The sequence below is a fragment of the Comamonas sp. B-9 genome, from assembly GCF_000410635.1.
Lineage (GTDB): Bacteria > Pseudomonadota > Gammaproteobacteria > Burkholderiales > Burkholderiaceae_C > Comamonas.
In genome coordinates this window covers 17,588-41,243 of sequence record NZ_KE148634.1, presented here as the reverse complement: position 1 = coordinate 41,243, position 23,656 = coordinate 17,588, and the positions used below count along the sequence as shown (strand labels likewise).

Genomic DNA, 23,656 nt, shown 5'->3' with positions numbered 1-23,656 from the left:
GCGCTGGGCATCGCCCGTATCGACGCGCAGATGCTGCTGCTGCACCTCTGCGGCCAGCCCACCCATGCGCGCGCCTGGCTCATCACCCATGATGGCGATCGCCTGAGCAGCGCGCAGACCGTGCAGTGGCAGCAGTGGCTGCAGCGCCGCGCCGATGGTGAGCCGGTGGCCTATCTGACGGGCCACAAAGGCTTTTACGGGCTGGACTTGGCCGTGGACGCCCGCGTGCTGGACCCGCGCCCTGATACCGAAACCCTGGTGGACTGGGCGCTGGAGCTGCTGCCCGATACCCCGGGCCAGCCCGCCCTGCGCCTGGCCGACCTGGGCACCGGCAGCGGCGCGATTGCGCTGGCCTTGCAGCATGCCCGGCCTGCGGCCGAGGTCTGGGCGGTGGACGCCAGCACCGATGCGCTGGCCGTTGCCCAGGCCAATGCGGCGCGCTTGCAGCTGCCGCTGCGCTTTGCGCACAGCCACTGGCTGTCGGCGCTGCAAGGGCGGTTTGATGCCATCGTCACGAACCCGCCCTACATCCGCGACGACGACCCGCATATGCCCGCGCTGCGCCATGAGCCGCGCCAGGCACTGACCAGCGGCGCCGATGGCCTGGACGACATCCGCCATATCGTCGATACCGCCCCAGGTTACCTGCGCGAAGGCGGCTGGCTGCTGATCGAGCATGGCTGGGACCAGGCAGAAGCGGTGCGTGCGCTGCTGGCCCAGCGCGGTTTTGCCCAGGCGCAAAGCCGCAAGGACCTCGCTGGCATCGAACGCGCCAGCGGCGGACAATGGCCTTCCGTGAAATAATAGTGACCATGCCCGCGCTTGAACTGCGGCAAAACGCCCGTATTTGTGTAGCTCATCCAAGCGCTGACCCGATTACATTGCAACCCACACGCCCCGACGGAGCCCATCCATGAGCGATACCCAACAACGCATCGACCAGCTGGTCAAAGGCCATGACATCGTGCTGTTCATGAAGGGAACGGCCAGCTTTCCGCAATGCGGATTCTCCGGCCGTGCCATTCAGATTCTCAAAGCCAGTGGCGTGGAGACCCGTGGTCTGACCACCGTCAATGTGCTCGAAGACCCCGAGATCCGCCAAGGCATCAAGGACTATAGCCAGTGGCCCACGATCCCCCAGCTCTATGTCAAGGGTGAATTCATCGGTGGCTCGGACATCATGATGGAAATGTACGAGTCGGGCGAGCTGCAGCAACTGGTGGCCACGCTCTGATCGCCTGGTACCATCAGCTTGCCAGCCGCAACCAGGCCGCCTTCCGAGGCGGCTTTTTTGCGCCTGCGATGCAGCCCAGGCCAGCGTGCAGGGCGGTGCGATGGCGACACGCAATGGCCTTGCCAGCGGCCATAGGCAGTCGACTAAGGTAAGCTCAGCACAGCAGCACCCCCCGCGCATCGCCCGCCCACTGTGGGCCTGCCGCACCTGCTGCCAAAAGCACTTGCCAGTCGCCAGACGGGCATGCGACCATTGAACACCGATTCAAACCGGCGGCGCACCGCGCGCTGCCACCGCTTTTGCCGAAAAATGTGAGCAGCCGGTCTGCACTGCTCCCACAAGAATGTCTATGAATCTTACGCAGAGTCTCTTTGTCATTGCCTTGCTGATCAGCTTGAGCGCCTTTTTCTCCATGGCGGAGATATCGCTGGCCGCCTCGCGCCGCCTGCGATTGCGGCAGATGGTCGATGACGGAGACCCGCGTGCAGAGCGTGTGATGAAGGTCCAGGAGCAGCCCGGTGAGTATTTCACCGTCGTGCAGGTGGGCCAGAATGCGGTGGCTATTCTCGGCGGTATCGTTGGCGAAGGGGCGCTCAGTCCCTTTGTCTCAAGCATCGCCAGCCGCTGGCTGGAGCCCGCTACCGCGCAGACCATCGGTTTTCTGTTCTCGTTCACCGTGGTCACTTCGCTGTTCATTTTGCTCGCCGATCTGCTGCCCAAGCGCTTGTCGATGGCTGAGCCCGAGGCGCTGGCGCTGCGCGTCTCGCGCCCCATGCAGTGGTGCATGACCCTTTTCAAACCCGTGGTCTGGTTCTACAGCAAGGCGGCCGATGGCCTGTTTCGCCTGCTGGGCCTGTCGACGATCCGCGATGAAAAAATCACCTATGAAGACATTTTGGCGATGACCGAGGCCGGCGCCAAGGCCGGTGTGCTGGCCGCGCAGGAGCAGCAGGTGATCGCCAATCTGTTCGAACTCGATACGCGCACCGTCGGCTCGGCGATGACCCAGCGCGACCGCATCGCCTTCTTCTACCAGGACGACAGCGACGACATCATCCGCGCCCGCATTGCCGAGGAACCCTTTTCGACCTACCCGGTCTGCGCCGGGGACATCGACCATGTGGTCGGCTATGTCGATGCCAAGGACCTGTTCCAGCGCGCGCTCAACAACCTGCCGATGAAGCTGCGGGACGAAGGCCTGGTCAAAAAGGCCCTGGTCATCCCCGACCGGCTGACCTTGGCCGAAGTACTGCAGCAGTTCCGCCAGGCGCATGAGGACTTTGCCATCATCGTCAATGAGTACAGCCTGGTGGTCGGCGTGGTCACGCTCAACGATGTGATGAGCACCGTCATGGGCGACCTGATGGGCCCGGTCGATGAGGAGCTGATCGTGCGCCGCGACGAGACCTCGTGGCTGATCGACGGCATCACCCCGATCGAGGATGTGGAGCGAACCTTGCTGCTGGACGACCTGCCGCATTCCGACGAATACGAGACCCTGGGCGGCTTCTTGATGGTGATGCTGCGCCGCATCCCGCGCCGCACCGACAAGGTGGTCTGGGGCAAGTACCAGTTCGAGGTGATGGACGTGGACAGCTACCGCATCGACCAGGTGCTGGTCACCATCGTGGACCCGAACAAGGTGCCCGATTCGCCGGTTCCGCCGCCCACGAGCAGTCTGGTTGCCTAAGACAGAGCCAGGCTGCAGCGCCCATGAAAAAGCCACCGCATGCGGTGGCTATCTTTTTGCTGCAGCGCCAGCCTAGGTCTTCAGGCTTCAACCTTGTTCTCGAACAGCCACTGGCGCTGCGCGCCGTAGACCAGGTTGGGGTAGGTGTCCTTGCCACGGCTGCCGTTGTAGCGGCCCAGCGCCATGAACAGATCGCCCTTTTCGCGGTCCAGGTAGTGGCGCAGAATCACACAGCCAAAACGCAGATTGGTCTGCATATGGAACAGCTTGGCCGGGTCGCCGTCGCCAATCACCCGGGTCCAGAACGGCATCACCTGCATGTAGCCGCGGGCCCCGACATTGGACATCGCGAACTTGCGGAATCCACTTTCGACCTGGATCAGGCCCAGCACCAGCGATTCATCGAGGCGCGCACGCCGGGCCTCATACCAGACGGTCTGCAGAAAGTCGCGGCGCACCTCCCAATCGGGTTTGCGCCGGCGCAGGCGGTCGCTCATCGCGCCCAGCCAGCGCAGGTAGACGATCTTGGCCTCGGTCGAGACAAACACCGGCTCCGGTGGCGCGGCACTGCCGATCGCTGCCGTGAGTGCCGAGCGCACCGAATCGATCAGGGGCTCTTCCAACTGGCCACCGGCCAGCGCAGCCTGCGGCGCAGCCAGCCAGGCGCCTGGCCCGGCCAGCAACGATGCCATGGCCGCGCGGCGTGATACGCCCGCAGGTAAAGCAATGCGTGAGCCTGACATCCTCGATCGATCCCTCTGTGACTATTGTGGTGTGGCGCCTGGCGGCATGGGCTGCATTGGCAGCCCATGGCCCGCATCAGGCCAGGCGGCTGGTGAGGAAGCTGAACACCTCGTCCACAGGCACCTTGGTGGCGGCAGTGTCGCGCCGCTGCTGGTACTCGACCATGCCTTCTTGCAGGCCCCGGTCGCCCAGCACCACCCGGTGCGGCACGCCAATCAGCTCCCAATCGGCCAGCATCGCGCCTGGGCGCTCGCCGCGGTCGTCCAGTATCACATCGACGCCAGCAGCCAACAAGTCTGCATGTAGCTTTTCAGCCGCAGTCTTGACCGCTTCGCTGCGGTCCATGCCGATGGGGCAGATCACCACGGTGAAGGGGGCAATCGCGTCGGGCCAGATGATGCCGCGCTCGTCATGGTTTTGCTCCACAGCGGCTGCGGGCAAGCGGGTCACGCCAATACCATAGCAGCCCATTTCGAACTCGCTGGGCTTGCCGTTCTCGGCCAGGAAGGTGGCCTTCATCGCCTTGGAGTACTTCGTGCCCAGGTAGAACACGTGGCCGATCTCGATACCGCGCTCAATGGCCAGCTCGCCCTGGCCGTCTGGCGACAGGTCACCCGCCACCACATTGCGCAGATCGGCCACCACGGCAGGCTCGGGCAGGTCACGGCCCCAGTTGACACCGGTCAGGTGGTAGTCGGCCTCGTTGGCGCCGCAGACCCAGTCGGCCATCACGGCGACATCGCGGTCCACCACGAGCTTGACGGGCTTTTGCAAGCCAATCGGGCCCAGGTAGCCCGGCTGGCAGCCAAAGTGCTCCTCTATCTCGCTCAGCGTCGCAAAACGGAAGTTGGCCAGGCCCTCGACCTTGCCGACCTTGATCTCGTTCATGTCATGGTCACCGCGCAGCAGCAGCAGCCAGACCTGCGAGCCCAGGATGTCGCCCTTGTCATTGGTCTCGTCGGTGGCCAGCACCAGCGATTTGACGGTGTTGGCCAAAGGCAGGTTCAGCAGCTGGGCCACATCGGCGCAGGTGCTCTTGCCAGGCGTGGCCGTCTTGGCCATGGACTGCGCGGCAGCAGCACGGGCCTGGGTGGGCGCCAGGCTTTCGGCCTTTTCGATATTGGCGGCGTAGTCGCTGTTGGGGCAGTAGACGATCGCGTCCTCGCCGGTCGCGGCAATCACCTGGAACTCTTCGCTCAGGTCGCCGCCGATGGCGCCACTGTCCGCACGCACGGCGCGGTACTGCAGGCCAAAACGGTCAAAGATGCGCTTGTAGGCAGCGCGCATGGTCTGGTAGCTGATCTGGGCGGCGTCGCGGTCCTTGTCGAAGGAGTAGGCGTCCTTCATGATGAACTCGCGGCCCCGCATCAGGCCAAAGCGGGGACGGCGCTCGTCGCGGAACTTGGTCTGGATCTGGTAGAGGTTCTTGGGCAGCTGCTTGTAGCTCTTGAACTCCTGGCGCGCGATGTCGGTCACCACCTCTTCGCTGGTGGGCTGGATGACAAAGTCACGCGCGTGGCGGTCCTGGATGCGCAGCAGCTCGGCGCCCATCTTGTCAAAGCGGCCGGTCTCCTGCCACAGCTCGGCGGGCTGCACCACGGGCATGGTCACCTCAATGGCGCCGGCGCGGTTCATCTCTTCACGCACGATGGCCTCGACCTTGCGGATCACGCGCAGTCCCATCGGCATGTAGTTGTAAATGCCGGCGCCGAGCTTCTTGATCATGCCGGCGCGCGTCATCAGCTGGTGGCTGGCGATTTCAGCGTCCGCAGGCGCTTCTTTCAGGGTCGAGATGAGAAATTGCGAAGCTTTCATAGTCTATGACAATGGACCTAGTAGTTGCCCCCTTGAAGATGGCTTCAAGGCGCAGGCATAATGGACACAGTTTAAAAAATTGGGGTTAGATTATGCTGGACCGAGATGGCTTTAGGCCAAACGTCGGCATCATCCTGCTCAACCAGCGCAATCAGGTGTTTTGGGGCAAGCGCATCCGCACCCATAGCTGGCAGTTTCCGCAGGGTGGTATTGACCGTGGAGAAACCCCCGAGCAGGCGATGTTTCGAGAGCTGCATGAGGAAGTGGGCTTGCGACCGGAGCATGTACGTATTGTGGCTAGAACGCGGGATTGGCTACGGTACGAGGTGCCCGAACGCTTCATCCGCCGCGATGCCAGAGGCTATTATCGCGGACAAAAGCAGATTTGGTTTTTGCTCCAGTTAACAGGGCACGACTGGGACCTGAATCTGCGCGCCACCAACCACCCGGAGTTTGATGCCTGGCGCTGGAATGACTACTGGGTGCCACTCGATGTGGTGGTGGAGTTCAAGCGCGGCGTCTACGAGATGGCTTTGACCGAGCTGTCGCGTTTTGTGCCTCGCAATGACCCGCGCAACCGCTATTTGCGCAGCAATGCGCGTGCGCGCGATGGTGAGCCGCATGAGCCAGACCCCGTGGTGACCGAGACCTTGCAGGTGTCGGTGACGACGACCACCACGGTAGTGAGCTACCACTCGCCGCTGCGCATGATGCAGGAGATGGAGCTGCCGCCCGGCGCCAGCTTTGACCCGGACCCGGGCAATGCGGGCCATGACCCGCAGCAAAACGGCTGATAGCGGCTGACCAGTAGCCATATGCAAAAAGCGTCCCTTGGGACGCTTTTTTGTGCCTGCGCGGCGCTCATGTGGTCCGCCGCCGCATGGCCCGGCCCGGCCAAAAGGGCCAAGCGGGCTGAGCGGGCCGATCAATGCCCCGTCAACACCATGTTGTCACGGTGCAGCATTTCGGGCTCGCCGGTGTAGCCCAGCAGTTGCTCAAACTCTGACGATGGCTTGCGGCACAGGCGCCGTGCCTCGGCGCTGCTGTAGTTGGCCAGGCCGCGTGCCAGCTCCACGCCTTGCGGATCGCGCACACCAATCACCTCGCCGCGCGAAAACTCGCCATGCACACTCACCATACCGATAGGCAGCAGGCTCTTGCCTTCGCCGCGCAGCTTCAGCGCAGCGCCCTCGTCCACCGTCACATAGCCATGCATCTGCAGGTGGTCCATCATCCATTGCTTGCGCGCCTGGTTCTTGTGGGTATCGGCGACCAGCAAGGTGCCGATGGCCTCGCCGGCGGCCAGGCGCAGCAGCACATTCTGCTCGCGCCCCCAGGCAATCACCGTGGATGCGCCCGAGCCAGCGGCGCGCTTGGCGGCCAGGATCTTGGTGAGCATGCCGCCCTTGCCAATGCCCGAGCCCGCACCACCGGCCATCGCTTCAAGCTTCATATCCCCCGCTTGTGCCTCATGCACGAATTCGGCATCGGGGTTCTTGCGGGGATCGGCGGTGTAGAGGCCCTTCTGGTCCGTCAGAATGACCAGCGCATCGGCCTCCACCAGGTTAGCCACCAGCGCACCCAGGGTGTCGTTGTCGCCAAACTTGATTTCGTCGTTGACGACCGTGTCGTTTTCGTTGATGACCGGCACCACCCCCAGCTGCAGCAGGGTCAGCAAGGTGACGCGGGCATTGAGGTAACGCTCGCGGTCGGCCAGGTCGGCATGGGTCAGCAGCACCTGGGCGCTGCCCAGGTTTTGCTCGCGCAGCTTGGTCTCGTACATCTGCACCAGGCCCATCTGGCCGACAGCCGCTGCGGCCTGCAGCTCATGGATTTCCTTGGGGCGCTGCAGCCAACCCAGGCGCTTCATGCCTTCGGCCACCGCGCCGCTGGAGACCATGATCACTTCGCGCTTGGCCCCATCCTCGCCATGCACCAGGGCGGCGAGCTGGCGGCTCCATTCGGTGATGGCGCCTTCATCGAGGCCCTTGCCTTCGTTGGTGACCAGACTGGAGCCGACTTTGACGACGATGCGACGTGCGTCGCGCAGAACATTCGATGCCATTTTTTGCTATTTCCGGCATTGCGCCCGCCTGGCAAGCGCAAGCAGCTATCCAACAATGAGAAATCTAGGGTGCAGGCCTTGCCGCTCAGTCCGGCGACGAAAAACGCGGGTCGTCCGAGTAGTCGGGCGCATCCTGCTCGGCGCCTGCCGCAAAGCGCGGATCGACCTCTTGGGGCTCCTGCTCGGCCTTTTGCATCTTGTGCACGAACTGGAAGATCTCCTTGATCAGCGGCTCGCAGCCTTCGCGGGGCAGCGCCGAGATCTCGTAGACGGGGCCCTTCCACTTGTAGCGCTTGACAAAGTCCTTGACCTTGGCGACGCGCTCGTCGCCGGGCACCATGTCCAGCTTGTTGAGCACCAGCCAGCGCGGCTTGTTGTAGAGCTCTTCGTCGTACTTCTTGAGCTCGCCAACAATCGCCTTGGCCTGCGCCACAGGGTCCACGCCCTCGTCAAACGGTGCCAGATCCACAATATGCAGCAGCAAGCGCGTACGCTGCAGGTGGCGCAGGAACTGGTGGCCCAGACCGGCACCGTCCGAGGCGCCTTCAATGAGGCCTGGAATGTCGGCAACGACAAAGCTCTTTTCCGGACCCACGCGCACGACACCCAGGTTGGGGTGCAAGGTGGTGAAGGGGTAATCGGCAATCTTGGGGCGGGCGTTGGAGACCGCCGAGATAAAGGTCGACTTGCCGGCATTGGGCATGCCCAGCAGACCCACATCGGCCAGCACCTTGAGCTCCAGCTTCAGGTTGCGGCGCTCGCCCTTCCAACCGGGGGTCTTCTGGCGTGGTGCACGGTTGATCGCGCTCTTGAAGCGCAGATTGCCAAAACCGCCATCACCGCCCTTGGCGATGGTGATGACCTCGCCCGGGTTGAGCAACTCAAACAGCACTTCGCCGGTTTGCGCATCGGTGATGATGGTGCCCACCGGCATGTGCAAGGTGATGTCCTTGCCCGCGCTGCCAAACATGTCCGAGCCCTTGCCGTGCTCGCCGCGCTCGGCCTCGTGGCGGCGCGAGTAGCGGTAATCGATCAGGGTGTTGAGGTTGACATCGGCCAGCGCATACACATGGCCGCCGCGGCCACCGTCGCCGCCATCGGGGCCACCGAATTCCTTGTACTTTTCATGGCGGAACGACACACAGCCATTGCCACCATCGCCAGCTGCAATGTCAATAAACGCTTCATCTACGAATTTCATGGTCGTTATCCACCCGCCCTGGTACAGGAATTACGGGAATTGTTCTGCTGCATACCGATACATGCAGCCTTGCCAAAACCGCTATTGTCGCACCGAGGCGCCAGGCGGTCCGGCCCAAAAACACCAAAGCCCCGACTGCGCGGGGCTTTGGACTAGGCCAATGAAGGCCTTCAAGACACTTGTCTTGTCTTAAGCAGCCTTGGTGATGCTCACCGTGTGCTTGGACAAAGCGCCCTTGGTTTCGAACGACACGTGGCCGTCCACCAGAGCAAACAAGGTGTGGTCCTTGCCCACGCCGACATTGGTGCCGGGGTGGAACTTGGTGCCGCGTTGACGCACGATGATCGAACCGGCGCTGATCAATTGACCACCGAAAGCCTTCACACCCAGCATCTTTGGCTTGGAATCACGTCCGTTGCGCGTAGAGCCGCCGCCTTTTTTCTGTGCCATGAGATATAGCTCCTGTTAAGCTGCAATCGCACCGATTTGCAGCTCAGTGAACTGCTGGCGATGGCCTTGGCGCTTTTGATAGTGCTTACGACGACGCATCTTGAAAATGCGCACCTTGTCGTGCTTACCGTGGGCTACTACCGTAACCGTCACAGTTGCTCCGGACACCAAGGGCGTACCAACCTTCAACTCTGCGCCGTCGCCGACTGCCAGAACCTGGTCGATCACGATTTCTTGGCCTACGTCCGCAGCGATCTGTTCTACCTTGATTTTTTCGCCGGAAGCAACACGATACTGTTTGCCACCGGTTTTTATGACCGCGTACATAAGAACCTCTAAAAAGGGGATAGCTTGCAAAGAAATTTCGCAAGAGCCGAAGATTGTAGCACGGGCCCTGAAAAGACGCAAACCCTGCACGCTTTTGCACCACAACCGGGCCAGAAAACGCATCCCCGAGACGGACAAGCGGGCATGTCCGCAAGGGGCGCTGCTCTCGTTTCTATAATGCGGTATCCCTAAAATGCCGAGATAGCCGCCTTGTCCGAGTCCAACACTCCCAACCCGTCCAACCCCTTGAGCCTCGTCGCCGGTGATATGCGGCAGGTGGATGCCGTGATTGCCAGGCGCCTGAGCTCCTCCGTTCCGCTGATTGGCGAGGTATCGCACTACATCATCTCGGCAGGCGGCAAGCGCCTGCGCCCTGCACTGCTGCTGCTGGTGGCCGGCGCACTGGAGTACCGGGGCGAGCAGCATTTCAACCTGGCGGCGGTGGTCGAGTTCATCCACACCGCCACCTTGCTGCACGACGATGTGGTGGATGAGTCCACGATGCGGCGCGGCAAACCCACTGCCAATGAGAGCTTTGGCAATGCGGCGAGCGTCTTGGTCGGCGATTTCCTGCACTCGCGCGCCTTCCAGATGATGGTTGATGCCGACAGCATGCGCGTCATGCAGATCCTGTCGGAGGCTACCAATATCATCGCCGAGGGCGAGGTGCAGCAGCTGATCAACACCCACAATGTCGATCTCGACGAGGCCGGCTACCTCTCCGTCATCCGCTCCAAAACCGCCAAGCTCTTTGAGGCCAGCGCGCGCCTTGCCGCCGTGCTGACCGAGGCTCCCGCCGAGCTGGAGGAGGCCTGCGCCAACTATGGCCGCTCGCTGGGCACGGCCTTCCAGGTGATTGACGACGCACTGGACTATGACGGTGACACCACGGTGATGGGCAAGAATATTGGCGATGATTTGCGCGAAGGCAAGGTCACCCTGCCGCTGATCATTGCCATGCAACGCGCCAGCGCCGATGATAGGCAGATGATTGTCAGCGCCATCGAGCAAGGCTCCACCCCGCACATGGCCCATATCGTGCAGGTCGTCAAGGACACCGGTTCGCTGCAAGCCACGCGGGCAGCCGCGGCGCTGCAGGCCCAGGAGGCCATCGACTGCCTGGCCTTGCTGCCAAGCAATGCCTACACCCAGGCGCTGACCACGCTGGCCTCTCAGTTGCTGGACCGCAGAGAGTAGCCGCCAAGGCGGGCGCGCATGGGCCAAGGGTATCGTGCAGACTGTCGCAGATCCACTGCAGTGGTGCGGTCTGCAGGATGCATTTCTTTGTTAAATCTCCGAACAACTGCTACAGTTTGCCGGATTACGCAGCGAGGCTATCGACGATAGGCGTCTTCCCTTTACATGCCTGACATCAACACCCCCCCCAAAGCCATCGCCCTTCCCGGCATTGCCAGAGCCCTGGTGGCCAGCGGAAAGCTTCCTGTTGCCAAGGCGGAGGCCTTGTACGCCACCAGTCTCAAAAGCAAGAACAGCTTCATTGGAGAGCTGGTGGCCAGCGGTGCCGTCTCCGGCAGCGATGTGGCAACCATCATCTCGACGGTCTATGGCGCGCCCATGGTCGACCTCGATGCCATCGATCTGACCCGCCTGTCCAGTGGGCTGCTCGACAACAAGCTGGCACTCAGCAACAAGATCATCCCGCTGGCCAAGCGCGGCAACCGGCTGATCGTCGTGACCGCCGACCCCACCGACCACTCGGTGGCCGAGCAGATCAAGTTCTCCACCCAACTGAGCGTGGACTGGGTGATCGCAGAGCATGCCAAGCTGGTCAAGGCATTGGAGTCCGTTGCGAAAAAGGGTGGCGACAACCTCCAGGACATGATCACCGGCGATGTCAATCTCAATGAATTCGAGATTGATGACGAGTCGGTGAACAGCGATACTGCCAGCAACGATGGAGACGAGGTCGAAGACGCGCCCATTGTCAAGTTTTTGCAGAAGATGCTGATCGATGCCTTCAATATGCGTGCATCGGACTTGCACTTCGAGCCCTATGAGCACCAGTACCGCATCCGCTTTCGCATCGATGGTGAGCTGCGTGAAATTGCCTCGCCCCCACCGGGTATCAAGGACAAGCTGGCATCGCGGATCAAGGTGATCTCGCGCCTGGATATCTCGGAAAAGCGCGTGCCGCAGGACGGCCGCATGAAGCTCAAGATCGGCGCCGACCGGGTGATCGATTTCCGGGTCAGCACCTTGCCCACCCTGTTTGGCGAAAAGATCGTGATCCGTATTCTCGATCCGAGCAGCGCCAAGCTGGGCATTGATGCACTGGGCTATGAGCCCGAAGAGAAGGAGCGTCTGCTCAGCGCCATCAAGCGCCCCTACGGCATGATCCTGGTCACCGGGCCCACCGGCTCAGGCAAGACCGTGTCGCTCTATACCTGCCTGAACATTCTGAACACGCCAGCGGTCAATATTGCGACTGCGGAAGACCCCTCGGAAATCAACCTGCCAGGCGTCAACCAGGTCAATGTCAATGAAAAGGCCGGCCTGACCTTTGCGACCGCGCTCAAGTCCTTTCTGCGCCAGGATCCCGACATCATCATGGTCGGCGAAATCCGGGATCTGGAAACAGCCGACATTGCGATCAAGGCCGCGCAGACCGGTCACTTGGTGCTGTCCACCCTGCACACCAACGACGCACCCACCACCTTGACGCGTATGCGCAATATGGGGATTGCGCCCTTCAATATCGCGTCGAGCGTGATCCTGATCACCGCGCAGCGCCTGGCACGCAAGCTCTGCCCCATCTGCAAGCGCCCCACCGAGATCCCCCATGAAGCGCTGCTGGAAGCGGGCTTCAAGGAAGAGGATCTGGATGGCACCTGGATGCCCTACGAGCCCGTCGGCTGCGACGCCTGCAACAATGGCTACAAGGGCCGCCTGGGCATCTACCAGGTGATGCCCATCTCCGAAGAAACACAGCGCATCATCTTGCGCGATGGCAGCGCACTGGAAATTGCCGAGCAAGCCGACATAGAAAATGTCCGCTCCTTGCGCACCTCAGGCCTGCACAAAGTCAAAAAGGGACTGACCTCACTGGAAGAGGTCTTAGCCGTCACCAACGAATAAAGCAATGAGGGCAGGGATAAATGGCAACTACAGTCAACAAGAAAACATCGAACGAAGCCGTTTATGAGTGGGAAGGCAAGGACCGCAACGGCAAGATCGTGCGCGGCGAGTCCCGCGCGGGTGGAGAAAACCAGGTCATCGCATCGCTGCGCCGGCAAGGCATTTTGCCGTCCAAGATCAAAAAGCGCCGCATGCGCTCGGGCAAGCGCATCAAGCCCAAGGACATCGCCTTGTTCACGCGCCAGCTGGCCACGATGATGAAGGCCGGCGTGCCTTTGCTGCAGGCTTTTGACATCGTCGGCCGGGGCAGTACCAACCCCAGTGTGACCAAGCTGCTCAACGATGTGCGCAGCGATGTGGAGTCGGGCTCGTCACTGAGCACCGCCTTTCGCCGCCATCCGATGTACTTCAATGCGCTGTATTGCAACCTGGTCGAGGCCGGTGAAGCAGCCGGTATTTTGGAAGGCCTGCTCGACCGCTTGGCCACCTACATGGAAAAGACCGAGGCCATCAAGAGCAAGATCCGCTCGGCCCTGATGTACCCGACCTCGGTGGTCATCGTCGCTTTTGTCGTGGTGGCCATCATCATGATCTTTGTGATTCCGGCATTCAAAGAGGTGTTCACCTCATTTGGCGCTGATCTTCCCGGCCCCACCTTGATCGTGATGGGCATCAGTGATTTCTTTGTCAGTTACTGGTACCTGATCTTTTTTGGCATTGGTGGCAGCATCTACTTCTTTTTGCAGGCCTGGAAGCGCAGCGAGAAAATGCAGCGCGCGATGGACCGCTGGCTGCTGAAGGTGCCGATCTTTGGCCCCTTGATTGAAAAATCCTGCGTGGCGCGCTGGACGCGTACCTTGTCGACCATGTTTGCCGCCGGTGTTCCCCTGGTCGAAGCGCTGGACTCGGTGGGTGGCGCCTCCGGCAATGCCGTGTTTGCGGTGGCAACCGAAAAGATCCAGGCGCAGGTCTCCACAGGCACCAGCCTCACCGTCGCCATGTCCGATGCCCATGTGTTCCCTTCGATGGTGCTGCAGATGTGCGCGATCGGCGAGGAATCCGGCTCGATCGACCATATGCTGGGCAAAGCGGCAGACTTTTACGAAGCCGAAGTGGACGAGGCCGTTGCCGGCCTGTCCAGCCTGATGGAGCCCATCATCATTGTGTTTTTGGGCACGATCATCGGCGGCATTGTGGTGTCGATGTACCTGCCGATCTTCAAGCTGGGCCAGGTGGTGTAACTGTGTCAGAAGCGCAATTGAACACAGGGCTGTTTGCCCTGCTGGGCCTGCTGGTGGGCAGCTTTTTGAATGTCGTGGTGCACCGCCTGCCGCTGATGCTGGAACGCCAATGGCGGCGTGATGCCCAGGACATGCTGGCAGCGACGGACAGTGCGCAAGCACCGCAGGCAGCGCCTGAGGCTGATGTCAAAGCAGATCGTTTCAACCTCTGGACCCCCGCCTCACGCTGCCCGCATTGCAGCCACCAGATCCGCTGGTACGAGAACGTGCCCGTGTTCAGCTGGCTTTTTCTGGGGGGGCGCTGCAGCCAGTGCCGTGCGCGTATTTCTGCGCGCTACCCGGTGGTGGAAATCGCCAATAGCTTGCTGTGGGCCTACTGCATCCACCGCTGGGGCCTGGGCGCTACCGGCCTGGCCTGGTGCTTTTTTGCATCGGTGCTGCTGACCGCAGCGCTGATCGACTGGGATACGACCCTGCTGCCCGATGACCTGACCTTGCCGCTGCTCTGGGCAGGCTTGCTGGCCAGTGCGATAGGCTGGATCGATGTGCCGCTCAAAGATTCGCTGTTTGGCGCCGCCATTGGCTACATGGTGCTGTGGCTGATTTACTGGGCCTTCAAGCTGTTGACCGGCAAGGAAGGCATGGGCTATGGCGATTTCAAGCTGCTGGCTGCGCTGGGCGCCTGGTTTGGCTGGCAAGCGCTGATACCGATTGCACTGTTTTCCTCCGTTGTTGGCGCTGTGATCGGCATTGCGATGAAGATCTTCTCCAATCTGCGCGAAGGCGGCTATATCCCCTTTGGCCCCTTTCTCGCAGGTGCCGGCTTCTTGGTCATGTGGTTCGGCACCGGTATCGTCGACCGCCTGCTGCAGCCCTGATATGCGGCCACGCATTGGCGTTACCGGGGGTATTGGCAGCGGCAAAAGCACCGTCGCCCAGGGCTTTGCCCAGTTGGGGTGCCATGTGATCGATGCCGACCGCATTGCCCGCGCGCTCACGCTGCCGAGCGGCGCGGCCATCGCTCCGATTGCAGCCCAGATGGGTGCCCGCTTTATCGATCCAGACGGCGCGCTCGACCGCGCACAGATGCGCGAAGCCGCCTTTCGCGACCCGGCCTACAAGGCGCAGCTCGAAGCAATCTTGCACCCCTTGATCCGCCAGCAGATTGACCAGCAGTACCAGCAGGCCTGCAGCGCCACCAATGCGCCCCTGGTGATCTTTGATATCCCGCTGCTGGCCGAGTCCAGCCAGTGGAGCCCACGCCTGGACCAGGTCATCGTGGTCGATTGCCAGGAAAGCACGCAAATAGCCCGGGTGCAGCAGCGCAACCAGCTGCCAGCATCGGCGATTGAGGCCATCATGGCCCAGCAGGCGAGCCGGCTGCAGCGCCTGCGCAAGGCCGATTGGGTGCTGTGGAATGAAACGCTGTCGTTACAAGCGCTAGGCGAGGCCGTATTCGGCCTATACAATGAATTGATAGCGAACTACCGCCCTCTGCAGCCCGACTGATCCGTGATAATTTACGAGTACCCCTTCAACGAACGTGTGCGAGCCTATCTCCGCCTGGAGTACCTGCTGCGCCGGCTTGACGTACTCCTGCAGCGCGACACGGACATCGACCACCATTTCGCCATCACCACCTTGTTCGAGGTGATGGATGTGGCCTCCCGCAGCGACCTCAAGACCGACCTGCTCAAGGACCTCGAACGCCAGCGCCAGCAGTTCAATGCCTACCGCGACAACCCGATGATTGCTGTGGACATGCTCGACAAGGTGATTGGCCAGATCGACGCCGCCCACAGCGAGTTACGGGCCCAGAACGGCAAGCCCAGCCAGTTGCTGATCGAGAACGAGTGGCTGATGGCCATTCGCAACCGCACCGGCATCCCTGGCGGCACCTGCACCTTCGACCTGCCCAGCTACCACGCCTGGCTGCATGCCGACAGCAACAGCCGCCGCGCCGATCTGCAGGGCTGGACGGCCTGCTTTGCGCCCCTGGCCAGCGCCCTCATCTTGCTGCTGCGGCTCTTTCGGGATGCCGGTGCGCCGCAGCGCATTGCAACCCTGCGCGGCCAGTTCCAGCAGAACCTGCCCCAGGGCCGCATCTACCAGCTGCTGCGCCTCAAGATCGACCCGAGCTCCAGCCTGGTGCCCGAGATCAGCGGCAACCGCCTGATGATCTCGATACGCATGCTGCAAAAGACCGACAGCGGGCAGCTGGCGTTGACCACGCAGGATGGCCAGTACGAGATGGTGCTCTGCGCCTGAAGACCGCGCAGCGATCGCGCCAGCCCGCAGGCGCCCTACAATGCCTGCATGAGTTCTTCAGCAGACAACGCACTCCCCAGCATCCAGTGCCCCCAGTGTGGCGGCCCTTCCAGCTTTGAACGCAGCAACCGGTTTCGCCCTTTTTGCAGCGAGCGCTGCAAGCTCATTGACCTGGGCGCCTGGGGCAATGAGGATTTTCGGGTGCCCGCCCAATCGCCACCGCTGGACCAGCCCTACGGTGATCCCCGGCTGGAAGACTGAGAATCCCCGACGTTTAGCAACCGCAGCACTTGGCAGTGCTGCCGTTGCTTATTTCGCCGCAGCTTCTGCCGCCTGGATATAGGTCGCAGGGTCAAAAGGCAGGCCACGCTCCTCGCTCAGCCATTGCAGCACGGGGAAGGACCCCTCCAGCACCGGGCTCACCGTCAGCGGCAACTGCTGCCAGGACATCTGCTGGCCTTCACGCATCTCAAAATCACCCGACCACTGCGTCACCTTGCACCAGTGCAAGCGCACCAGCGCATGGCTGTAGTCATGCTCGGTCACCTTCCAGGCGATGCAGTTGTCGATGCGGATGCCGAGTTCTTCGAGCAGCTCGCGGCGCAGCGCTTCCTCCACGGTCTCGCCCGCTTCGAGCTTGCCGCCGGGAAACTCCCACCAGCCCGCGCGGGGCTTGCCCAGGGGGCGGCTGGTTATTAGCAGCGCATGGTCGCTTTCGCGGATCAGCACGCCCACGGCCACTTCGGTATGGCTGCGGGTCTCGGTGGTATCAGTCTGGCTCATAGGTCTTCATGGGCTGCGCGGGCAGCCCGGTTTCTTCAATCCTGGGCCTCTTCGCCCAGGTCGGCCACATCGGCAATCTTCTGGCGGCCCTGCACTTCGCGGTGGCTACGGCCAGCCCAGTCACGGGCAAACTGGTGGGCCACCCGGCCGCTGCGCGAGCCGCGCTCCAGCGCCCAGACCAGGGCCTCGGGCCGGGCAGCCTCGATATCGGCCTCCGTCACACCCAGCGCCGAGAGCCACTGGCCCACCACGCGCAGGTACTCGTCCTGGCTGAACGGGTAAAAGCTCACCCACAGGCCAAAGCGCTCGGACAGTGAAATCTTCTCTTCAACCACTTCGCCGGGGTGGATCTCGCCGTTCTCGCCCTTTTGCTGGGCCAGGTTGTCGGTCATGTACTCGGGCAACAGATGGCGGCGGTTGCTGGTCGCATAGACCAGCACATTGGGCGTGGCCGCAGACACGGAGCCATCCAGGATCGACTTCATCGCCTTGTAGCCGGGCTCGCCCTCTTCAAAACTCAGGTCATCGCAGTAGATGATGAATTTCTCAGGCCGGCCCGCCACCACATCGACGATGTCGGGCAGGTCGGTGAGATCGGCCTTGTCCACCTCGATGAGGCGCAGGCCCTGGGGCGCATAGGCATGCAGGCAGGCGCGGATCAGGGACGACTTGCCGGTCCCGCGCGCGCCCGTGAGCAGCACATTGTTGGCAGTGCTGCCTTGCACAAACTGCTCGGTATTGCGCGCAATCTTCTCTTTTTGCCCGTCGATGTTCTGCAGATCGGACAGGGACATCGCCCCCACATGGCGCACCGGCTCCAGCACGCCACAGCCATTGGCGCGCTTGCGGTAGCGCCAGGCAATGGCGTCACTCCAGTCAGCCGGCGCCTGCAGCGCCTGGGGCAGGACGGACTCGATGCGCTGCATCAGCTGCTCGGCGCGCTGCACCAGGCGCTCAAGCGGAGAAAAAGGGGAGTGGGAAGACTCGGTCATGGTATCCAGACGCACAAGGTTGAAAGGCCAGCGGGGCCGGCACCTGCCCAGCCTTGGGCAGCCCGGCGCGCTAACCAAGCAGTATCAGGAGCGGTAGTCCGCGTTGATGCTCACATAGTCATGGCTCAGGTCGCAGGTCCACAGCTGGGTGGATGCGTTGCCACGGCCCAGCTGCACGCGCACGACGATCTCCTGCTGCTTCATCACGCGCTGGCCATCGGCCTCCTGGTAGGCCGGGTTGCGGCCGCCCTGGGTGGCCACATGCACATCGTCCAGGTAGAGCTCGATCTGGGTCTGGTCCAGGTCCTCAATGCCAGCATAGCCCACAGCAGCCAGAATACGGCCCAGGTTGGGGTCGCTGGCAAAGAAGGCGGTTTTGACCAGCGGCGAATGCGCAATCGCATAGGCCACCAGGCGGCATTCTTCTTCGGTACGGCCTTGCTCGACCTCGATCTGGATGAACTTGGTGGCGCCTTCGCCGTCGCGCACAATCGCCTGCGCCAGCTTCTGAGCCACTTCGCGCAGCGCGGCCATCAAGGCCTGGCCATCGGCGGTGTTCCAGTCGGTGATGGGGGCATTGCCCGCCTGGTTGGTGGCGACCACGACAAAGGAGTCATTGGTCGAGGTGTCACCATCGATCGTGATGCGGTTGAAGGACTGGTCGGCCAGCGTTTTGGCCAGCGCCGGCATCAGCTCGGGGCTGATGGCTGCGTCGGTGCCCAGAAAACTCAGCATGGTCGCCATATTGGGGCGGATCATGCCGGCGCCCTTGCTGATGCCGGTGACCTGCACCGTCTTGCCGCCCACGCTGGCCGAGGCGGAAAACGCCTTGGGCAAGGTGTCGGTGGTCATGATGCCTTCGGCCGCCTTGGCCCAGTGGCCAGGTTGCGCATCGGCAATCGCTGCAGGCAGGCCTGCGGTGATACGGTCCACCGGCAGCGGCTCCATGATCACGCCGGTCGAGAACGGCAGCACTTGCTGGGCATCGATCTTCAAGAGGCCTGCCAGCGCATCGCAGGTGGCGTGGGCACGGGCCAGGCCATCGGCACCGGTGCCGGCATTGGCATTGCCGGTGTTGATGACGATGGCGCGGATGGACTGGCTGTGGCTGGCCAGGTGTTCACGGCAGATCTGCACAGGCGCGGCACAAAAGCGGTTCTTGGTGAACACGCCGGCAACATGGCTGCCCTCGTCCAGCAAGAACACCGTCACATCCTTGCGGTTGGCCTTGCGCACGCCGGCCTCCGTCACACCAATGCGTATACCGGCGACAGGAGCCAGGTCCTGCGCTACTGGGGCTTTCAAATTGACGGGCATATCAGTCTTTTCCTTGGAACCATGAAAAAAACGGGCGATGAACCAGTCAAAGCCCGTTGTGGTGAAGCAATCCGGTAATTTATGCGAGTTTACCGTGGCAGAGCTTGTATTTCTTGCCACTGCCGCATGGGCATGGATCATTGCGGGCCACACGCACGCCTTCGGGCATGGGCAGCGGCTCGCTGGCCTCGGCGTCACCGGACTCGTCGGGGCCGCTGTAGGTCACATGGGCCGTGCGGTCGTTGCTCTGCTCGAGCTGCTCGGTGGCTTCGTCGAGCTGCTCGGGCGAGCGGATCTGCACCGACATCATCACGCGGGTGACCTGGGTCTTGACCTGGTCGATCAGCTGGCTGAACAGCTCGAAAGCCTCGCGCTTGTATTCCTGCTTGGGCTGCTTTTGGGCGTAGCCACGCAGGTGGATGCCCTGGCGCAGATAGTCCAAAGCGGCCAGGTGGTCGCGCCAGCTGGAATCCAGGGTCTGCAGCAGCACCGCACGCATGAACTGCATGAAGTTCTCCTTGCCCGCCTGCTCCAGCTTGTCATTGAAGAGGCGTGCGCCTTCGGCAACGACCTTCTCTTCGATTTCCTCGTCGGAGATCGATTCAGCGCCTTCCAGCAGCTGCTGCAGGGGCAGCTCGATATGCCACTCGTCGCGCAGCACCTTCTCCAGGCCAGCCAGGTCCCACTGCTCTTCCATGGACTGTTCGGGCACATACTGGCGCACGATATCGGCCAGCGCGCTGTCGCGCATGCCGTCGATCATCGGCGCCAGATCGGCCGCATCCAGAATCTCGTTGCGCTGCTGGTAGATGACCTTGCGCTGGTCATTGGCAACGTCGTCGTACTCCAGCAATTGCTTGCGCATGTCAAAGTTGCGCGCTTCCACCTTGCGCTGGGCGCTTTCGATGGAGCGGGTCACGATGCCCGCTTCAATGGCTTCGCCATCGGGCATCTTCAGGCGTTCCATGATGGCCTTGACACGGTCGCCCGCGAAAATGCGCATCAGCTGGTCATCCAGCGACAGGTAGAAACGCGAGGAGCCACGGTCACCCTGGCGGCCGGCACGGCCACGCAGCTGGTTGTCGATACGGCGCGATTCATGGCGCTCGGTCGCGATGATGCGCAGGCCACCCAGCTCGGTCACCTTGTCGTGCTCGACCTTCCACTCGGCGCGCAAGGCTTCGACCTTGTTGCGGCGCTCGGACTCGGACAGCGACTCGTCGGCCTCGATGGCGGAAATCTGCTTTTCGATATTGCCGCCCAGCACGATGTCGGTACCCCGGCCAGCCATATTGGTCGCGATGGTGATGACGCCAGGGCGCCCCGCCTGGGCAATGATGTCTGCCTCGCGCTCATGCTGCTTGGCGTTGAGCACCTGGTGGGGCAGGTTCTCTTTCTTCAGCATCTCGTCGATGATTTCGGAGTTCTCGATCGAGGTCGTGCCCACCAGCACGGGCTGGCCGCGCTCGTAGCATTCACGGATGTCCTGGATCGCCGCTGCATACTTCTCGGGCGTGGTCTTGTAGACGCGGTCGAGCTGGTCATCGCGCTTGCTGGGGCGGTTGGGCGGAATCACCACGGTTTCCAGACCGTAGATTTCCTGGAACTCATAAGCCTCGGTGTCAGCGGTACCGGTCATGCCGCCCAGCTTGTTGTACAGGCGGAAATAGTTCTGGAAGGTGATCGATGCCAGGGTCTGGTTCTCGGCCTGGATTTCCACGCCTTCCTTGGCTTCAACGGCCTGGTGCAGGCCTTCGCTCCAGCGGCGGCCCGACATCAGACGGCCGGTGAACTCGTCGACAATCACAACCTCGCCGCCCTGCACCACATAGTGCTGGTCGCGGTGGTAGAGGTGCTGGGCGCGCAATGCGGCATACAGCTGGTGCACCAGCGTGATGTTGGCAGGGTCGTAGAGCGAGGCGCCTTCGGCCAGCATGCCCTTTTCGGCCAGAATGCGCTCGGCCGCTTCGTAGCCTTGCTCGGTCAGGTGGATCTGGTGGCCCTTTTCGTCGACCGTGAAGTCGCCCGGCTTGGTCACGCCCTCACCGGTGCGGGGGTCGGCCTCACCTTCCTGGCGCGTGAGCAGCGGCACCACTTCGCGCATCGCCAGGTAGGCGGCGGTGTGGTCTTCGGCCTGGCCGGAGATGATCAAGGGCGTGCGCGCCTCATCGATCAGAATCGAGTCCACCTCGTCGACGATGGCGAAGTTCAGCCGGCGCTGCACGCGCTCGCTGGCATCTTGCACCATGTTGTCGCGCAGGTAGTCAAAGCCGTACTCGTTGTTCGTGCCGTAGGTGATGTCGGAGTTGTAAGCGGCCTGCTTCTCATGCTTGGGCAGCTGCGACAGGTTGATACCCACCGACAGGCCCAGGAAGTTGTAGAGGCGCCCCATCCAGGTCGCATCACGTGTGGCCAGGTAGTCATTGACTGTCACCACGTGCACACCATTGCCGCTCAGCGCGTTCAGGTACACGGGCAGGGTCCCCGTCAAGGTCTTGCCTTCGCCGGTGCGCATTTCGGCGATCTTGCCGTAATGCAGGGCCATGCCGCCCAGCATCTGCACATCGAAGTGGCGCATCTTCATCACCCGCTTGGAGCCTTCACGCACCACGGCAAATGCCTCGGGCAGGATGTTGTCCAGCGATTCTCCGCCAGCGATGCGGTTCTTGAACTCCTGCGTCTTCTCGCGCAATTGTTCGTCGCTGAGCTTTTCGTACTCGGGCTCCATCGCATTGATGCGAGCGACGACCTTGCGGTATTGCTTGAGCAGGCGATCATTGCGACTGCCAAAAATTTTGGTGAAGAAATTGGTTGCCATGCGAACAGAACCACACAACCAGGGAATGCACTTGCGTCCACCCCTGCCATGCGACCGGAATTCCTAGTGATTAGTGTTGTGTCAGATGGAGGCAATGACCCCGGCTTCAATACCGGGAACGACGCCTGCCGAATAAAACATTCTACAACCCTGAATAGAATGCGTTGTGGCAGGTGCATTGCAATGTATGGCTATCGCCCCCGGGCTGCCCCTGACACCCCTATCCAGCCATGACCCAGCCATGATCCAGCCCCAACGTCGGCATTTCGCCGTCACCGTAGAACAAGCCGCAAGCGAGGCGCCCACCTTGGCCAGCCTCGTGGCTTTGACGCGGGAGTCTGCCACCCGCTTCAAACTGGTGGAGCCGCTGATCCCGCCGATGCTGCGCGCCTCGATCAAGCCCGGGCCCATCGATGGCGACCAGTGGTGCCTGCTGGTGGCCAACAATGCCTGCGCCGCCAAGATGAAGCAGCTGCTGCCGGCGATGGCGGCCCATCTGCGCGTCAAAGGCTACCCAACGGCAGACATTCGCCTCAAAGTACTGCGTTGAGCGACTCCGCCAGCGCCATTGAACACCGCCAGACGCAAAAAAGCCGTTCACAGCATTTGCTGGGAACGGCTTGGGAATCTGGTGCCGGTTATCGGAATCGAACTGATGACCTACCGCTTACAAGGCGGTTGCTCTACCAACTGAGCTAAACCGGCAACACACGGCATTCTATACGGGATTGCCCGTAACAAAGCCGAATGAGGCCTATTTGACCAGTTTGAGTGAAGGCTTGCCGCCCTTGCCTGCGCGGCCGGGCGACTTGCCATCGGGAGCCGGAGGCTCCTCGCTGGAGGTCACGACCTGCATCACCGGAGACGCAGCATTGGCCTCGCCAGCCGGTTCGCCCGCATCGCCAGCGCCTTCGAGCGCAGCCATCGCGATGTCGGCATCGTCATCAAGCAGGTCCTCAGGCGGCGGAAAGCCCATGCCCTGGCCGGTTTCACGCGCAAAAATGGCAACCACGCGGCTGACGGGCACCATGATGTCGCGCGGCACGCCGCCAAAACGGGCGGTGAACTCGATGTAGTAATTGCCCAGCTTGAGCGCACTCGTTGCGTCATAGCTGATGTTCAGCACAATTTCGCCGTCTTTGACAAACTCGCGCGGCACCAGCACCGTCTTGTCGACGCGAACGCTCAGGTACGGGGTCAGGCCATTGTCATTGCACCACTCCACCCAGGCGCGGATCAGGTACGGCTGGGTGGATGTTGTCTGGATTTCACTCATAGGACACTTTCTGCGCTCTCCAGCGCCACGGAGCACGGCCCCGCAGCGCTGCCCGCCCAATGGCGGGCCAGGCGGCTTTTACTTGCGCATGACCTTTTCGGACGGCGTCAGCGCCTCGATGTAGGCGGGACGCGAGAAGATGCGCTCGGCATACTTGAGCAGCGGCGCTGCGTTCTTGGACAGCTCGATGCCGTAGTAATCCAGGCGCCACAGCAGCGGCGCAATGGCCACGTCCAGCATCGAGAAGTTCTCGCCCAGGATGAACTTGTTCTTCAGGAACACTGGAGCCATCTGGGTCAGGCGGTCACGGATCTGTGCGCGGGCCTTTTCCAGTGCCTT

The 23,656-nt window shown here is 62.0% G+C and carries 23 protein-coding genes, 1 tRNA gene and 1 pseudogene; 12 read left to right on the top strand and 13 right to left on the bottom strand.

Features of this window, described 5'->3' with window-relative positions:
- The 3 genes from prmC to H928_RS28710 form a co-directional block, all read left to right on the top strand.
- Window positions 1-804: peptide chain release factor N(5)-glutamine methyltransferase (prmC, locus tag H928_RS28715; RefSeq protein ID WP_043341012.1), on the top strand; the 804-nt coding region annotated here is incomplete at its 5' end.
- A 109-nt stretch (window positions 805-913) separates the two neighbouring features.
- Window positions 914-1,234, top strand: coding sequence for a Grx4 family monothiol glutaredoxin (grxD, locus tag H928_RS0118380; protein ID WP_021027821.1), 321 nt, complete (start codon window positions 914-916; stop codon window positions 1,232-1,234).
- Between the two features lie 349 nt (window positions 1,235-1,583).
- The gene (locus tag H928_RS28710; RefSeq protein ID WP_021027820.1) at window positions 1,584-2,924 is read left to right on the top strand and encodes a hemolysin family protein; all 1,341 of its coding nucleotides are present in this window, start codon (window positions 1,584-1,586) and stop codon (window positions 2,922-2,924) included.
- Between the two features lie 80 nt (window positions 2,925-3,004).
- Here the strand turns inward: H928_RS28710 and H928_RS0118370 are convergent, their stop codons facing one another.
- Together H928_RS0118370 and H928_RS0118365 are read right to left on the bottom strand one after the other, a co-directional pair.
- Complete coding sequence (locus tag H928_RS0118370) at window positions 3,005-3,616, bottom strand: lytic transglycosylase domain-containing protein (protein WP_232539431.1); 612 nt, start codon at window positions 3,614-3,616, stop codon at window positions 3,005-3,007.
- 127 nt (window positions 3,617-3,743) lie between these two features.
- Window positions 3,744-5,483, bottom strand: coding sequence for a proline--tRNA ligase (locus H928_RS0118365; protein WP_021027818.1), 1,740 nt, complete (start codon window positions 5,481-5,483; stop codon window positions 3,744-3,746).
- A gap of 92 nt (window positions 5,484-5,575) precedes the next feature.
- On the opposite strand from H928_RS0118365, the pseudogene H928_RS28705 reads away from it, so the two are divergent.
- Window positions 5,576-6,116, top strand: a pseudogene (locus H928_RS28705) (RNA pyrophosphohydrolase); the annotation flags it as partial.
- A 292-nt stretch (window positions 6,117-6,408) separates the two neighbouring features.
- Here the strand turns inward: H928_RS28705 and proB are convergent.
- The 4 genes from proB to rplU all read right to left on the bottom strand — a co-directional run bounded on the left by proB (window position 6,409) and on the right by rplU (window position 9,526).
- On the bottom strand, window positions 6,409-7,548 hold the full coding sequence (proB, locus tag H928_RS0118355) for a glutamate 5-kinase (RefSeq protein ID WP_021027816.1): 1,140 nt from the start codon (window positions 7,546-7,548) through the stop codon (window positions 6,409-6,411).
- 85 nt (window positions 7,549-7,633) lie between these two features.
- A complete protein-coding gene (gene obgE / locus H928_RS0118350; protein ID WP_021027815.1) occupies window positions 7,634-8,749 on the bottom strand; it encodes a GTPase ObgE in 1,116 nt (371 codons plus the stop codon).
- Between the two features lie 189 nt (window positions 8,750-8,938).
- Window positions 8,939-9,199, bottom strand: a complete 261-nt coding sequence (gene rpmA / locus H928_RS0118345) for a 50S ribosomal protein L27 (protein ID WP_021027814.1) — start codon at window positions 9,197-9,199, stop codon at window positions 8,939-8,941.
- A gap of 15 nt (window positions 9,200-9,214) precedes the next feature.
- Entirely contained in the window at window positions 9,215-9,526 is a 312-nt protein-coding gene (gene rplU, locus H928_RS0118340; RefSeq protein WP_027011098.1) for a 50S ribosomal protein L21, read from the bottom strand.
- Between the two features lie 267 nt (window positions 9,527-9,793).
- Between rplU and H928_RS0118335 the strand changes: the two genes are divergently transcribed.
- The 7 genes from H928_RS0118335 (at window position 9,794) to H928_RS0118305 (ending at window position 16,392) form a co-directional block, all read left to right on the top strand.
- Window positions 9,794-10,723, top strand: a complete 930-nt coding sequence (locus H928_RS0118335; protein WP_021027812.1) for a polyprenyl synthetase family protein — start codon at window positions 9,794-9,796, stop codon at window positions 10,721-10,723.
- A 165-nt stretch (window positions 10,724-10,888) separates the two neighbouring features.
- Window positions 10,889-12,622 carry a type IV-A pilus assembly ATPase PilB gene (gene pilB / locus H928_RS0118330; protein ID WP_021027811.1) on the top strand — a complete coding sequence of 578 codons (1,734 nt, stop codon included), beginning with the start codon at window positions 10,889-10,891 and terminating at the stop codon, window positions 12,620-12,622.
- A 20-nt stretch (window positions 12,623-12,642) separates the two neighbouring features.
- Window positions 12,643-13,863 (top strand): type II secretion system F family protein, encoded by a 1,221-nt coding sequence (locus H928_RS0118325; protein WP_021027810.1) that lies wholly within the window; start codon window positions 12,643-12,645, stop codon window positions 13,861-13,863.
- Between the two features lie 17 nt (window positions 13,864-13,880).
- A complete protein-coding gene (locus H928_RS0118320; RefSeq protein WP_021027809.1) occupies window positions 13,881-14,741 on the top strand; it encodes an A24 family peptidase in 861 nt (286 codons plus the stop codon).
- 1 nt (window position 14,742) lies between these two features.
- A complete protein-coding gene (gene coaE / locus H928_RS28700) occupies window positions 14,743-15,372 on the top strand; it encodes a dephospho-CoA kinase (RefSeq protein WP_021027808.1) in 630 nt (209 codons plus the stop codon).
- Between the two features lie 3 nt (window positions 15,373-15,375).
- Entirely contained in the window at window positions 15,376-16,131 is a 756-nt protein-coding gene (gene zapD / locus H928_RS0118310) for a cell division protein ZapD (protein ID WP_021027807.1), read from the top strand.
- A 48-nt stretch (window positions 16,132-16,179) separates the two neighbouring features.
- On the top strand, window positions 16,180-16,392 hold the full coding sequence (locus tag H928_RS0118305) for a DNA gyrase inhibitor YacG (protein WP_021027806.1): 213 nt from the start codon (window positions 16,180-16,182) through the stop codon (window positions 16,390-16,392).
- A gap of 48 nt (window positions 16,393-16,440) precedes the next feature.
- Here the strand turns inward: H928_RS0118305 and H928_RS0118300 are convergent, their stop codons facing one another.
- From H928_RS0118300 to secA, 4 genes are all read right to left on the bottom strand, one after another.
- Window positions 16,441-16,914, bottom strand: coding sequence for an NUDIX domain-containing protein (locus H928_RS0118300; RefSeq protein ID WP_021027805.1), 474 nt, complete (start codon window positions 16,912-16,914; stop codon window positions 16,441-16,443).
- 35 nt (window positions 16,915-16,949) lie between these two features.
- Complete coding sequence (locus tag H928_RS0118295; protein ID WP_021027804.1) at window positions 16,950-17,906, bottom strand: ATP-binding protein; 957 nt, start codon at window positions 17,904-17,906, stop codon at window positions 16,950-16,952.
- 84 nt (window positions 17,907-17,990) lie between these two features.
- Entirely contained in the window at window positions 17,991-19,223 is a 1,233-nt protein-coding gene (argJ, locus tag H928_RS0118290; RefSeq protein ID WP_021027803.1) for a bifunctional glutamate N-acetyltransferase/amino-acid acetyltransferase ArgJ, read from the bottom strand.
- A 79-nt stretch (window positions 19,224-19,302) separates the two neighbouring features.
- The gene (gene secA, locus H928_RS0118285; RefSeq protein ID WP_021027802.1) at window positions 19,303-22,041 is read right to left on the bottom strand and encodes a preprotein translocase subunit SecA; all 2,739 of its coding nucleotides are present in this window, start codon (window positions 22,039-22,041) and stop codon (window positions 19,303-19,305) included.
- Between the two features lie 241 nt (window positions 22,042-22,282).
- Between secA and H928_RS0118280 the strand changes: the two genes are divergently transcribed.
- Window positions 22,283-22,591 carry a hypothetical protein gene (locus H928_RS0118280; RefSeq protein WP_021027801.1) on the top strand — a complete coding sequence of 103 codons (309 nt, stop codon included), beginning with the start codon at window positions 22,283-22,285 and terminating at the stop codon, window positions 22,589-22,591.
- Window positions 22,592-22,670: 79 nt separating this feature from the next.
- On the opposite strand, the gene H928_RS0118275 is transcribed toward H928_RS0118280, so the two are convergent.
- The 3 genes from H928_RS0118275 to H928_RS33605 all read right to left on the bottom strand — a co-directional run.
- Window positions 22,671-22,746, bottom strand: a tRNA-Thr gene (locus H928_RS0118275).
- 49 nt (window positions 22,747-22,795) lie between these two features.
- Window positions 22,796-23,317: a ClpXP protease specificity-enhancing factor gene (locus H928_RS0118270; RefSeq protein WP_021027800.1), complete on the bottom strand. Its 522-nt coding sequence runs from the start codon at window positions 23,315-23,317 to the stop codon at window positions 22,796-22,798.
- A gap of 78 nt (window positions 23,318-23,395) precedes the next feature.
- The coding region (locus H928_RS33605; protein WP_239645012.1) for a glutathione S-transferase C-terminal domain-containing protein at window positions 23,396-23,656 on the bottom strand (261 nt) is incomplete at its 5' end.

Coding starts and splice junctions, on each gene's coding strand:
- secA (WP_021027802.1), bottom strand. CDS start 22,041: ATGGCAACCAATTTCTTCACCAAAATTTTTGGCAGTCGCAATGATCGC.
- obgE (WP_021027815.1), bottom strand. CDS start 8,749: ATGAAATTCGTAGATGAAGCGTTTATTGACATTGCAGCTGGCGATGGT.
- H928_RS0118280 (WP_021027801.1), top strand. CDS start 22,283: ATGATCCAGCCCCAACGTCGGCATTTCGCCGTCACCGTAGAACAAGCC.
- pilB (WP_021027811.1), top strand. CDS start 10,889: ATGCCTGACATCAACACCCCCCCCAAAGCCATCGCCCTTCCCGGCATT.
- grxD (WP_021027821.1), top strand. CDS start 914: ATGAGCGATACCCAACAACGCATCGACCAGCTGGTCAAAGGCCATGAC.
- H928_RS28710 (WP_021027820.1), top strand. CDS start 1,584: ATGAATCTTACGCAGAGTCTCTTTGTCATTGCCTTGCTGATCAGCTTG.
- coaE (WP_021027808.1), top strand. CDS start 14,743: ATGCGGCCACGCATTGGCGTTACCGGGGGTATTGGCAGCGGCAAAAGC.
- H928_RS0118295 (WP_021027804.1), bottom strand. CDS start 17,906: ATGACCGAGTCTTCCCACTCCCCTTTTTCTCCGCTTGAGCGCCTGGTG.
- H928_RS0118305 (WP_021027806.1), top strand. CDS start 16,180: ATGAGTTCTTCAGCAGACAACGCACTCCCCAGCATCCAGTGCCCCCAG.
- H928_RS0118370 (WP_232539431.1), bottom strand. CDS start 3,616: ATGGCATCGTTGCTGGCCGGGCCAGGCGCCTGGCTGGCTGCGCCGCAG.
- H928_RS0118270 (WP_021027800.1), bottom strand. CDS start 23,317: ATGAGTGAAATCCAGACAACATCCACCCAGCCGTACCTGATCCGCGCC.
- H928_RS0118300 (WP_021027805.1), bottom strand. CDS start 16,914: ATGAGCCAGACTGATACCACCGAGACCCGCAGCCATACCGAAGTGGCC.
- H928_RS0118365 (WP_021027818.1), bottom strand. CDS start 5,483: ATGAAAGCTTCGCAATTTCTCATCTCGACCCTGAAAGAAGCGCCTGCG.
- argJ (WP_021027803.1), bottom strand. CDS start 19,223: ATGCCCGTCAATTTGAAAGCCCCAGTAGCGCAGGACCTGGCTCCTGTC.
- rpmA (WP_021027814.1), bottom strand. CDS start 9,199: ATGGCACAGAAAAAAGGCGGCGGCTCTACGCGCAACGGACGTGATTCC.
- rplU (WP_027011098.1), bottom strand. CDS start 9,526: ATGTACGCGGTCATAAAAACCGGTGGCAAACAGTATCGTGTTGCTTCC.
- proB (WP_021027816.1), bottom strand. CDS start 7,548: ATGGCATCGAATGTTCTGCGCGACGCACGTCGCATCGTCGTCAAAGTC.
- H928_RS0118335 (WP_021027812.1), top strand. CDS start 9,794: ATGCGGCAGGTGGATGCCGTGATTGCCAGGCGCCTGAGCTCCTCCGTT.
- H928_RS0118325 (WP_021027810.1), top strand. CDS start 12,643: ATGGCAACTACAGTCAACAAGAAAACATCGAACGAAGCCGTTTATGAG.